The following is a 12,910-nucleotide window of genomic DNA, read 5'->3' as shown; positions in this document are numbered from 1 at the left end:
TTTCTTAGGTTTATAAATTATCGATAATCCTATCCTTTGGATATTTCACCTTATAACTGATGCGGATTTTCTTGGTTTCATTCGGTTTCAAATTCAAATCCCAAGTCAGGATTCCCGTTTCGGTATTGATTTTGGCTCCATCACTTTCTTTGAGTTCAATCTCGATTTCCTTGTCAGAACTCAACGGATATTGGTCTTTCAGCAACAACTCAACCGCTTCTTTTTTATTGTTTCGAGTTGTGATGTCAAATGTGAAAGTCTGCTCTTTTTTGGAAGACAGGAATTTAGTACCCGATTTGTCCACCACTTTTTCTCTTTTGATGGAGATTTTCTTGTCCCTTCCCATACTCAAATTCAACGTGTCAGAAGTTTGATTTGGGTTGATGAAGGTTTTTCCAACATACATGCCTTCGAAGATGATATTCGCTTCGCCTTGCAACAAATTATACTTTGAATAATCGCTGATTTCCGCCAAAAGGAAAGCCTCTTTCTCAACCCTTGGAGCCGCATAATATTTGTAGGTTGCCGGAAGATTGATTTCTTTCAAGGCTACACTATGGGCTTTTCCATTGGATAAAATATCATACGGAATGTCGATGTCAAAAGAAATATTGAGCTGGTTTTCTTGGATGGTGGTGTAGTTGGAAACCGATGCTTCTGCTTTTTCACTTTCTTTCACTTTTAGACCTGAAACGGCACCTCTAATTGCAATCTTATTCATAACGGATGCATCATTCAAATAGCCAAAATTTTTATCATATCCATACCTCAAAAACCAAGAACTCAAAAGCGGAGCCTGATTGTTTTGGTTCGGATTTCCACTTGATAAAGTCAATTTTACTTGTTTCCAATCGATTCCTGTGTTTTGAACCACTTGTGCTTTATACATCATTTCAATTGGTGCCGAAACACTGTTGGCTCTCAAATCGTAGAACGGTTTCCAATTAGCATTGTTGGTCAGATAGTTGATGCTGAAGTCCACATTTCCTGCAGTTTCGTTCATTACCTGAAGCACCAATTTCCCTTTCGAAGTCTTGTCTTCTTTCTGGGTGTTGATTTCCAATTTGTTTTTCAAACGCGACAAAACGATGTTGAGGTTTTTTAATTTTTCCTCCAAAGCGTCATAAGCATTGCTGACTTCCGTTCGTTTGGCTTTATAGTAATCGACCATCTTCATCAATTCCGCCACACTCAAACCCGAATTCACGCCATTCACCTGATGATTTTTGTCCAATAATTCAATTGTTTTTGCTTCAGAATCTTTCGCATTGTTGATTTTCAACAGCTCTTTTTCCACCAAATTAATACTGTCCCGCACTTTTTTGATGAGAGGAGAATTTTCATCGATTTCATATTCCGAAATATAATTGTTGGTGAACTGAACCGAAAGCACCGTCACATTCGATGGAGCACCAATCTGAACCGTGTTTTCATTCAAATAATCGGCCACGTTTTTAATCACGATTTCGCTTGTCCCTTTTGGCAAAACTGCCGAAGTGCTTTGCGAAATTTCAGCCGAATTAAAATAAACCGTTGCAGCTTTTACCTTGGCAGTTGTGAAGATTGGTTTTTGGGCAAAGGCGGTAAACGCCATTAATAATGCGAAGATGGAAAATAGATTTTTCATTGGTTCTAAGAGTTTGTTTTTGTTGTTTTATTTTGAAAAATGACACCCATTCCACCGGCAATTTTCAGCATCATAAAATCTTTTGGATCAATGCTAAAAGTGAGATTCAAGGTGTTTTTCCGAATCAAATTTAAATCGATTTTATAGTTTTTGTCCAGATAATAGTCGTTGCTCGAAAAGTTAAAGCTCAATTCTTTTGTGTTTGTTGGAACGGTTAGTGAAACAGAAAATTCACCCGTTTTCGGATGAATGTCAACTGCTTGTTCAGCTCCCGAAATATAAACCGAAATTTTAGAAAAACGTTTGTCGTCAATTGCTTTTCGAGTGTTTACATCTAGTAATTTTCCTTTTAAAACAAAAGTAACTGTTTTTTGAGTCGGTTGTTGATAGGCTATTTTTCCCAAAGCAAATGATTCTGACGGTCGAACCTGCTCTACAGCCGGAGTTGATTTTTCTTGTCCCGCAACGTTGGAACTAAGCAAAACTGAAGCCGCTACAGCAACAGCATATTTTAAACTGGAGATTGGATTTATAGGTTCCAAAATAGAAAACTCTTCTTCAAGTTGTGTTGTTTTTAAACGAGCACAAATAGAGTCTCGGTCTTTGGTTTCGGTAATGAATTTCGAAATTTCATAATTTGATTTTCCACTAAGGTCAACAACGTTTTTCGCACAGGAATCGCAAAAGAAACCTGAAGTTGTTTTCTGCATTGCCTCTAAATTTGCATCGCATGGAGCGTTTATTTCTAATTTGAATGTCTTTTTCATACCCTAAATTTTTAAAAGTGAACTTGTCTTTTTTTATATAGAGTATGAAAAAAGGAAAAAGGTTGGGAAGGAATTGATTTTTTTTGTTTTCAGGTTTATGATTAGCCTTTTACCCCCGATTGTAGCTCAATCTTGTCCTCCCGACGAAGGAGGGAACTCACTAGAAGCTAACCCAAAGAAAGACAAGGTTGTAAATCGATTGCGATTCCTCGTTCCTCGGAAGGACAAAACAATGGCTTTATTTTCTTAACTTAATGACATTGCCCGAAGCTTCAGGATGAAAATGCCCGAGCGATTCGGTCCTAAAAATCAAACTCATCACTAATTTCAACTGAATCAATAGCAGTAGAATCGATTTCTTTGATTCGGATAAACGATCTGGCTCGACCGGAAACCACAACTGGAAACGACTTGTAAATCGTGTCATCGGCCGTCAAAACGCCTCTTCGAAGCATTAAATTAGTGAGATAATTTTGCATCTTTACGGCACCGTCTCTCAAGTTTCCTTGGTCGTCAAATTTCCACATAAAACCTTTTGGTCGCGGAACAATACTGGCTAAAAACAGGCATTCGTTCAAGTTCAATTGCGAAGGATGTTTCTGGAAATAGAAGTTTGAGGCTTCGCCAATTCCGTACACATTTGGTCCCCATTCGATGACATTGAAATAGACTTCGAGCATTCGTTCTTTGCTGACGATTCGGTTGTTTTCGAGGATGTAAACCAGTAAAATCTCCTCCAATTTTCTCGAAAGTGTTTTTTCCCTTGTCAGGAAAACATTTTTCACCAATTGCATACTGATGGTACTTCCGCCACGACTAAATTTCTTGGTCTTGATGTTCTTGATAATCGATTGCTTGAAAGCTTCGGTAATAAAACCTTTATGCGAAAAGAACGATGGATCTTCGGTTGTCAGGACACTTTTTCTTAAATAAGGCGAAATTTCACTTAAAGGTGTGTAATTCGGATTGGCATTTCCAACTAAAACTCCTCGTTGAGCCCGACCGTTTTCGATAGCCCGATAGACAAATTCGCCATTCAATTTACTCAAATTCGCTTCGCCATATTTCAGAATTTTGAAGCCGTTTTTGCTCAATTTGCTGTCAAAAACCAAATCGTTCGGTTTGTTTTTGTTGAAGATAAAACTCAAGTTGAAATCGAAATTTCCTTCGGTTTCCATACCTTCAAAATTCGTAAACAAACCTTCGGGAAGCGACGTGATAAAATCCTGTGCTTTCATTTCGGGAATCACGACTTTCATCTTATAAATCGTGTCTTCCTCGGTATTGAATTCTAAAAACGGATTGAATTTTATCTTGTTGAGCATCACGGTCGAACTACTGTCAACCAAAACAAAATCTTCCCCAAGCAGCAAATGATAATCAAAACGAGCGTCTTTAATCACGACATCTTTCTTGGCAATTTTGATGTGATTTACAGTAAGATTTTTTATCGAAGAAAAACCGTCAATATGCAATTCGCCACCACTCATGTCAATGTTTTCAACGTTTACACGGATGGAATCGAAGCTGGATTTCAAGTTAAAACGTTCGTCGAAATAGGGCATTTTTATTGCTCCAGTGTCGATATTGGTAAAAGCAATATCGGCTTTTTTGTTTCTTGGATCAGCAAAACCTTTTATTTTCCAACGTTGTGTGAAAGTGTTGGTTTGAACCCGAATAGAAGTTTCGAGTTGCTTGTCGGCCAATCGCAATTCGTTGAATTTGATGTTGGCTTTCTTGCCGTTATCGTCTAAACGAAAGGCAAGATTTTTCACATTCATATCGGTCGGAATCAAATTAAGTCCTTTAGATATTAGGTTGTAGGCAAGTTCGGCATAATCCCTTTTTTCAGACTTTTCAGAAGATAAATTAGCCTCCGAAGCATCTCTTTTTAGGAATTTGCCAAAGTTTTTGACATCACCTTTTTTAACCAATTGCACAAAACCGTTTTCCACATGAAGCGTTCCCAATTGAACATTTCCCGTGATAATGTGCCAAAAGCTAACACTGGTTTCCATTTTTTGAATGCTGAAAAGCGTGTCCTGACCTTTTGGAACCAATGTAATTTCCTGCATCGAAACACCTGTTAATCCTTGGAAAGAGGCTTCCTTAACTGTAAATTTACTGTCGTAATCGCGTTCCATTTTATTGGCAATTCTATCAATCGCTTTATCTAAAATGGTATTTCTAAAAGCAAAAAACAAGACAATCAAAAGCACGAGAAAGATCCCAATGCCGATTAAAATGCGTATTATTTTTTGTTTTTTTGTTTTCATTAAAGTGTGGAGTTGTTCTCGCAAATATAAATTATAAATAGAAAGTGAATCGTTAAAAGTACAGAATTAACAAGCCATCATCACCCAAACAATTCCCCCACAACATCCTCAATCTTCGAAACCAATCTAATTTTAATAAACGTGTTTTTCAGGGTAATCTTATTGTATTTCGAAACAAAAATCGTGGAAAAACCTAATTTCTCTGCTTCTTGAATTCTTTGATCCACTCGATTTACAGGACGGATTTCGCCTGAAAGTCCAACTTCTCCAGCAAAACAAAAATCTTTTCCAACTGGAATATCTTCATTCGAGGAAAGGATTGCGGCAACAACGGCTAAGTCAATTGCGGGATCGTCAACGGAAATTCCTCCCGTAATGTTGAGGAAAACGTCTTTAGCACCTAATCTAAAACCAGCTCTTTTTTCTAAAACAGCCAGAATCATGTTGAGTCTTTTGGCGTTATAACCCGTTGTGCTTCGTTGTGGTGTTCCATAAACTGCCGTACTGACCAAGGCTTGGATTTCAATCATAATCGGTCGCATTCCTTCCATCGTGGTGGCAATTGCAGTTCCGGAAAGTTCTTCTTCCTTATGCGAAATCAAAATTTCTGAAGGGTTGGAAACTTCTCTTAAACCTGAACCTTGCATTTCATAGATTCCCAACTCGGCTGTAGAACCAAAACGGTTTTTGAGCGAACGAAGAATCCTGTAAATGTGGTTTCTGTCGCCTTCAAATTGCAAAACGGTATCGACCATGTGTTCCAAAATTTTCGGACCAGCAATGTTTCCGTCTTTTGTAATATGTCCGATTAAAATAACTGGAATATTGGTTTCCTTCGCAAACTTTATCAATTCGGCAGTAGTTTCCCTGATTTGTGAAATACTTCCCGGTGAAGATTCGATATAATCGGTGTGAAGCGTTTGGATCGAATCGATGATGACAATTTCGGGTTCGATGGCCTCAATTTGCTTGAAGATATTTTGGGTTTTCGTTTCAGTAAGAATATAGCAATTATCACTTAAAGGATTAATCCTTTCGGCTCTCATTTTGATTTGCTTCTGACTTTCTTCGCCCGAAACATATAAGGTTCTGTACGGTAATTTCAGCGAAATCTGCAACAGCAAAGTACTTTTCCCGATTCCTGGTTCTCCACCCAAAAGTATCAAGGAACCCGGAACGATCCCGCCTCCAAGAACTCGGTTCAATTCGCCATCACGAGTGTCAAGCCTAATTTCTTCCGCACTATCAATCTCGTGTACTTTTAAGGGTTTGGTGACACGTTTTGAATCTGGAGAAGTAGCGATTTTCCAGTCTTTCTTTTCTTCTTTTTGTATAATTTCTTCAACAATCGTGTTCCATTCTTTGCAAGCGTTGCATTGGCCTTGCCATTTTGAATATTGAGTGCCACAATTTTGGCAGAAGAAAGCGGTTTTTATTTTTGACATTGATGGGCTGTAAATCGATTTAATTCAAACTATCCTTTATCTTTTCTATCCATGGACATTCCATCAAAAGTACTATATTTTATCCAAATTTTAAGCAACACTTATTCTTCAAAAAAAACATAATCATGTTACTTCAGGGAAAACCCTGAGTGTGAATTTCCCGATTTACCCTTAAAAGAATCATCTTATTTACATTCAATTTTGCCTTATCAATTAATAAACTCATAAAGGTTATGAAAAATTTTACTTTCCAGTTATTGATTTTCTGCATAATTCTAGTCCGTTTTGATGGCTTTTCACAATGTGGAAGCGGTACTTTGACGCTCAATTCCCAACAAGCTGTTGATGAATTTGTAATTAATTATCCCGGTTGTACGGAATTTACGGGCACATTACAAATTAGTGGAAGTGACATCTCAGATTTATCTCCATTATCTTCGATAACTTCAATTGTTGGAGGCCTTCGACTTTGGAACAATCCCTCGTTAACCTCACTTCAAGGTTTGCATAATATTACCAACATTGGAGGTAATTTGGAATTGACCGGTTCTAATTTTCCTATTGTAAATTTAGACGGACTTCAAAATTTGCAAACCATTGGCGGAATGCTTTTGGTTCAGCATCTTCAAAACCTAACTTCGGTTCAAGGCCTTTCGAATCTATCCACTGTTGGTGATAGTTTCCATGTTGATAATATCAATGATGCAGATTTCACTTCTATTTCATTGCCTAATCTTACGAATGTTGGTCGATTTAACCTTAGAAATTGCAGCAATTTGATTACCATTGATTTTGTCAACCTTGAAACTGTTGGTACTTCATTTCATCTTTACTCGAATGAAAATATTGTAACCGCTAATTTTCCTGCATTAGAACAAGTAGGTGCTAACTTAATTAGTGAATTTCAAATTAACAGCGGAATATTGGAAGTTTTTCAAGAAATTAATCTAGAAAACATAGATTTTTCGAGTTTGCATACAATAAAAGGAAGAATAGATTTCATTCAGAATAATGAGTTGATGGATTTAGGTTTCCAAAACCTAGCCACTGTTTTAAGGGCTATTAGGATCAATGTAAATCCAGCTTTGACCTCTATTGATGGATTATCGGGATTATCTGGTACTTTGACCAATCTTAGTATCATTGGAACCAATATTTCAAACCTAGATGCTCTCGAAAATATTACTGCTATTGGAACAGGAACTACTGGAGATTTAATTATTAATGACAATCCTTTATTGACCGATATTAGCGGTTTAAATGCGATAACAACCATCAACCGAAACCTGGAAATTCACAACAATGATGCATTGGTAAACCTAAACGGACTCAATGCTGTATCATCAATTAATTATGGCTATTTATCGATTCAGGAAAATGCGGTTTTGGAAGAAATAGATGGGTTGCAAAACCTTACTTCAGTAGGACTTTCAGGAAATGCTGAAGGAATTCTGATCATCAACAATACTGCTTTGGAACATCTGGACGGATTAGCTTCATTAGCTTCACTAAAAGGCAGTTTTACGCTTCGAAATAATACTTCTTTGCTAGATGTTTCGGCAATCAATATTACTTCGGCAGTTTTTGGTTTTAGCAACAGTATTGTTATAGAAAACAACGATGCCTTGCCCAATCTTGATGGCTTTTTTATTGAAAAAATAAATGCTTACTTTCATATTTTAGGAAATGATTCGCTTCAAGCGATTGATTTAGAAATTGGAGTCGCATCGACAGTCCTTTCATTATTAATGGACAACAATCCTTTATTGACCGATATTTCTGGACTTCAAAATATTACTCAAGTGACTAACGGTTTTAGAGTAATCAACAACGACAGCCTTCAAAATCTTGACGGATTGAGTTTCACGAGTATTACTTCGGGCTATTTGATGATAAAAGACAATCTGGTTCTAAACAATACTGACGGCCTTCTTTCCTTGACAAATGCAGTAAGTAGCGTGAGTCTTGAAGTTATGAACAACGCAGCATTGACTAATCTTGATGGTCTAAAAAATCTTACAAAAGTTGGGCGGATTCTGATTCACAATAATCCAATGCTGAATAATATCAATGGCCTTTCTGGAATAACGCTTCTGAATATGACATCTGATACAAAATTGCTGTCTATCTTCAACAATCCAAATCTCGAAAGCATTCAAGGTGTTCGAAATATCAATCAAACCACGATTTTCAATCTTCTTATTTCAACAAACCCAAAAGCGGAAGTATGCGATTTGAAAAACATCTGTGATTATTTGGCGACAGCCAAACCACGAAGCATCAACAGCAATGCATCAGGTTGCAATAGTGTGGCAGAAATTCAAAGTTCTTGTCCAACAATCTGGAACGGAATAGCTTGGAGCGATGGCGAGCCAAATACAAGTCGTTCGGCAATAATTGAAGGAAATTTGGAATTGAACGGTAGCCTTTCGGCAAAAAATTTCACGGTAAACAGTGGCGTTTTCAGTATTTTGCCCGAAGCATCTCTTTCTATCGATGGTTCGATCATCAATAACCTTGAACCAGCGAATTTTATTGTAGAAAACGACGGTAATTTGGTGCAAACCACAACGGCTTCAATGCGAAAAAATCAATGCGAAATTACAGTTTACAAAGAAAATACTCCTTTCAAGCGTTTGGATTATACGATGTGGTCTTCGCCAATTGCAAATCAGAATTTATTTGGATTTTCTCCCGAAACTATAAACGGAGTGACCAATTATATTGGCTCAACCGGCCGAATTTATGTGTACGAAGGAACGAGTGGCTACATCAACCCAACTCCTTTTACTGAAGATGCTGTTTTTGCAGATGCAAAAGGATACCTTTTTAGAGCTCCAAACACTTGGGATGAAAATATTCCGATGGCGTATGAAGGTGAATTTATTGGAACTCCAAACAACGGAACCTTCAATGTTTCAACTTATGAAGATAGTTTTACATCCATCGGAAATCCATATCCTTCAACTATTGATGCTTTGGAGCTTTTTGATGCCAATCCGTCACTTGGAGCCTTGTATTTCTGGACCAATACCAATGCCGCTGAAGATGGAGATTATACACAAAACAATTATGCAAGTTATACCATTGCTGGAGGAACGTCCGTGAATGAAACTGGTGTTGAACCTACAAACTTTATTGCTGTTGGACAAGGATTTATAGCTTACAATGATGCGACACAGGTAACTTTCAATAACGGAATGAGAGTTGGAAATTCAACCCATTTCTTTAGGATGAATACTGCCGAAAGGCATCGTTTTTGGTTGAACCTAAAAGGAGAAAACGATATAAATTTCAACCAGATTTTAGTGAGCTACATGGACGGTGCAACTGATGGAATTGATACTCAAATTGACGGAAAAATGTTTGGTTATGAAGGCTCGGCTTTATACAATTTGATTAATGATGAGAAATTCAGCATTCAAGGAAAAGCTTTGCCATTTGAAGTTTCTGATGTGGTTCCGTTAGGATTTAAAGCTCAAAATGCGGGGACATTCGCGATTTCTTTGGCTAATTTCGACGGATTGTTTTCAGAAGGAGATGTCACCATTCATTTGAAAGACAACCAAACCGGTATGGCTCATAACCTACAAACTCCCTACAGTTTTTCATCAGATGCAGGAACATTTAATGCACGATTTGAAGTCATCTACCAATCAACATTAGGCATCGAAAATCCAAATAAAATGAGCAATCTTATTATTTACCATAATCATGAAAACATCATCGTCAAATCATCTGAAGAAATTCAAAAAATAAAGGTCTATGATGTTTTGGGTAGATTGATTTATAGTGATGAAAAAGTGAATACAACTATTTATCAAATACCATCAACTACTTTGAATGCTGAAATGCTCCTTATTTCAGTAGAAATCAACGACCGAGTTACAACTAGAAAAATAATCAATCAAAAGTAAAAGTTATGATAAGTACCACTTTAAAATTTAGCCTAGTTTTTATTTTATTATTTATTGGCCGTGTTCAGACTATAGAGTTCTTAATGCAGGGTCCGGATTCTCCTGATGGCGATGAAGATCCCTATCCTGAAGGAGCTCCAATTGATGATCATTTGTTTGTATTGTTTATTGCTGGTTTGTTGTTGGGCGTTTATTTTGTATTGAAAAGAAAACATATTTTGAATGTAAAATCCTAAACCACTTAGCAGCCTGATTTTAAATAAACTAATACTTTTAGATTTTTGTTGATATTGGAAATTTGTAGTTACTATTTTCTTAAATTTGTTTCTCACCTATCAATTTGAGGAACATGAAACTAGTACTTGCTGACGACCATTTTCTTGTTTTGGATGGATTAGAACTGTTGTTATCTACTTTTGATTTTGTAGAAAAAACGGCAGGAGCATCTGATTATCCATCCTTAAAAGAAGTGCTGGGACAAGATGAATATGATGTTTTATTGCTTGATATTCATTTTGGAAAATTTGATGGCAGGGAAATTATCTTGGAAATCAAAAAGAAATACCCTGAAATTAAAGTTATCGCACTGACGAGTTATAGCGATATGGCCACAATAAAATCAGCTGTAAATGTAGGATTTGATGGCTACTTGCTTAAAACCGACAGTAGAGTTGAAATTGAAAAAGCGTTGAAGGCGGTCTTTAAGGGAGAAAAATATTTCAGTTCGCAAACTCAGCAGACCTTTTTTGAAACCCAGACCCTCAAGCCTAATGTAGAACTTACGCAACGCGAAAAAGACATACTGCAACACATTGTAGAAGAAAAAACCACCAAGGAAATAGCTGAACATTTGTTTATTTCTGAAAAAACAGTAGAAACGCATCGAGGTAATCTGATGCTAAAATTAGAAGCCCGAAATATTGCTGGAGTGGTTAGAAAAGCCATTATGTTGGGACTCGTTGAAATTTAAGCCCTAGTTTTTATGAAAAATAGTATTCTTCTTATTGTGTTCTTTTTGTCAGGGATTATCTTTTCTAATGCTCAAGAGAAGCAACGCTACAAGGAGCTTTCAAAAGAAACCTTATCCTATTCCAGCCAGGCCAAAGATTGCTGGCAAAATTCGGACGAAAGTTGTATTCCGTTTTATAAAAAAATGGTGGCTTCGGCCAAAAAAAATAAGGAATGTGTGCCTTGTGCAGAAATTGAACTTGTGAAAGGCTACTATAATGAATACGAAGTTGATTCGGCAATTCATCATATAAAGAATGTTCTTAAAGATGCCAAAAGCCAAAAAGAGCATATCAAATGGGAATTGGAGCAAGATGGCTACGGAATGTTATCCCACAGTTATTACTTAAAAGGCGATACTCAAAAGGCCATCAAGTATTTACTAGAAAGCTCTAAATATGCCGATAAGCTTGGAAACAAGGAACAAGCCGCAATCATAAAAGCAAATTTGGGGAACTACTACAATAACATGCAGAATTATAAAGAAGGCATTCGGTTTCAAAAAACGGCTATAAAGGATTTGAAAGCATTGGGGATATCAAAAAACACTGCTGTTTTTGCAGGTAACATAGCGGGAGCCTACATAGATAGCAATCAACCTGATTCTGCATTGGTTTGGGGGAAAAGAACCATCAAAATGGCCCTTGAGCAAAAAGATGCAAACTCTTTGACAGCAGGCTATTATTTGACAGGAGCTGCTTTCGAAAAAACCAATATAGACAGTGCTTTCTATTATGTGAACAAATCCCTTCCGTGGGCTAAAAGTACCAACAATTTACTTTCCATGGCAACAGCACATAATATTCTTGGGAATGTTTACAGTCAAAAATCAGAATACCAGGAGGCAAAAAAGAATTTTATGCTATCCATAGACTTGTATAAAAAAATAGGCAAACCCATTGGCTTGTATGCACCGTTAAAAACTTTAGGTTTAGAAGCAAACCGTTTTAAGGATTATGAGATAGCTTCAAAATATATGAGTGAATATATAGAATATCAGGACTCTGTAGTATCTGAAGACAACAGAAAATTGGTACACGAATTAAATACTAAATATGGAGCTGAAAAAAAACAAAAACTCCTTGCCGAACAAAAATTAATTATAGAGAAAGAACAAAATCAAAAAAGGCTGATTCTAATTGTCGGAATTGTTTCAGTTTTAACGGTTTTAAGTATTTTAGTACTCTACCGAAAAAACCAAAAAATCAAGCAAGAAAAAACCATTCGTGAAAAAGAAAATGAGGTTCTAACAGCCTTTATCAATGGAGAGGAGCGGGAACGTAGTCGGATTTCGCAAGAATTGCACGATGGTGTTGCCTCAATGATTGGTGTCGCCAAGATGAATATGGAAACGCTTCCGCATCTTTCTGAAGAAAAACAAAAACACCAAATTCAAAAAGTAGTGCAGATTTTGGAAAACACCCATTCGGATATCCGGCATATAGCTCATAATTTATTACCCATAACACTTGAGAAAGAAGGGCTTGTTAAAGCCACAGAACAATTTGCAAACGAAATCAACGAAACGGGAATCCTAAAGATCACCATCACAAATCAAACAGATGGAACTTTAAACCTTTCTACCCAGAAACAACTGATGCTGTTCAGGATGATTCAGGAACTTGTCAACAACAGCATTAAACACTCCCAGGCTCAAAAAGCAACCATTGTCTTTCGTCAAAACCAGCATAACCTTCTAATTGAAATATCCGACGATGGAATAGGATTTGATGGCGGGGTAACCCGCGAAAATCAAGGGTTATATAGCATCCACCAAAGGATGTCTTCTATCTTGGGCCGTTTTTCGTTTGAACAAGGCGAGAACAATAGAGGCGTTAGGTCTATTTTAGAATTGAACACATCAAAATAA

The 12,910-nt window shown here is 36.9% G+C and carries 8 protein-coding genes; 4 read left to right on the top strand and 4 right to left on the bottom strand.

All coding sequences use genetic code 11. The features are described 5' to 3' along the window. Positions 1 to 10: 10 nt before the first annotated feature. The 4 genes from J2X31_RS03460 to radA all read right to left on the bottom strand — a co-directional run bounded on the left by J2X31_RS03460 (position 11) and on the right by radA (position 6,115). A complete protein-coding gene (locus J2X31_RS03460; RefSeq protein WP_310024434.1) occupies positions 11 to 1,627 on the bottom strand; it encodes a DUF4139 domain-containing protein in 1,617 nt (538 codons plus the stop codon). A gap of 5 nt (positions 1,628 to 1,632) precedes the next feature. Continuing rightward, entirely contained in the window at positions 1,633 to 2,394 is a 762-nt protein-coding gene (locus J2X31_RS03455; RefSeq protein ID WP_310024432.1) for a hypothetical protein, read from the bottom strand. 302 nt (positions 2,395 to 2,696) lie between these two features. Further along, positions 2,697 to 4,670 carry a transglycosylase domain-containing protein gene (locus J2X31_RS03450; RefSeq protein ID WP_310024431.1) on the bottom strand — a complete coding sequence of 658 codons (1,974 nt, stop codon included), beginning with the start codon at positions 4,668 to 4,670 and terminating at the stop codon, positions 2,697 to 2,699. Positions 4,671 to 4,750: 80 nt separating this feature from the next. After that, positions 4,751 to 6,115 (bottom strand): DNA repair protein RadA, encoded by a 1,365-nt coding sequence (gene radA, locus J2X31_RS03445; protein WP_310024430.1) that lies wholly within the window; start codon positions 6,113 to 6,115, stop codon positions 4,751 to 4,753. A gap of 233 nt (positions 6,116 to 6,348) precedes the next feature. Between radA and J2X31_RS03440 the strand changes: the two genes are divergently transcribed. From J2X31_RS03440 to J2X31_RS03425, 4 genes are all read left to right on the top strand, one after another. Next, positions 6,349 to 10,032 carry a RemA C-terminal-like gliding motility protein gene (locus J2X31_RS03440; protein WP_310024429.1) on the top strand — a complete coding sequence of 1,228 codons (3,684 nt, stop codon included), beginning with the start codon at positions 6,349 to 6,351 and terminating at the stop codon, positions 10,030 to 10,032. A 5-nt stretch (positions 10,033 to 10,037) separates the two neighbouring features. Then, entirely contained in the window at positions 10,038 to 10,268 is a 231-nt protein-coding gene (locus tag J2X31_RS03435) for an Fjoh_0651 family PID-CTERM protein (protein ID WP_310024428.1), read from the top strand. A gap of 113 nt (positions 10,269 to 10,381) precedes the next feature. Further along, positions 10,382 to 11,002, top strand: a complete 621-nt coding sequence (locus tag J2X31_RS03430; RefSeq protein ID WP_310024427.1) for a LuxR C-terminal-related transcriptional regulator — start codon at positions 10,382 to 10,384, stop codon at positions 11,000 to 11,002. A 12-nt stretch (positions 11,003 to 11,014) separates the two neighbouring features. Continuing rightward, positions 11,015 to 12,910, top strand: a complete 1,896-nt coding sequence (locus tag J2X31_RS03425; RefSeq protein ID WP_310024425.1) for a tetratricopeptide repeat-containing sensor histidine kinase — start codon at positions 11,015 to 11,017, stop codon at positions 12,908 to 12,910.

Source organism: Flavobacterium arsenatis, from assembly GCF_031456785.1.
Classification (GTDB): Bacteria; Bacteroidota; Bacteroidia; order Flavobacteriales; family Flavobacteriaceae; genus Flavobacterium; species Flavobacterium arsenatis.
The sequence above is the reverse complement of the archived record's forward strand: the minus strand, read 5'-3'. Positions and strand labels throughout refer to the sequence as shown.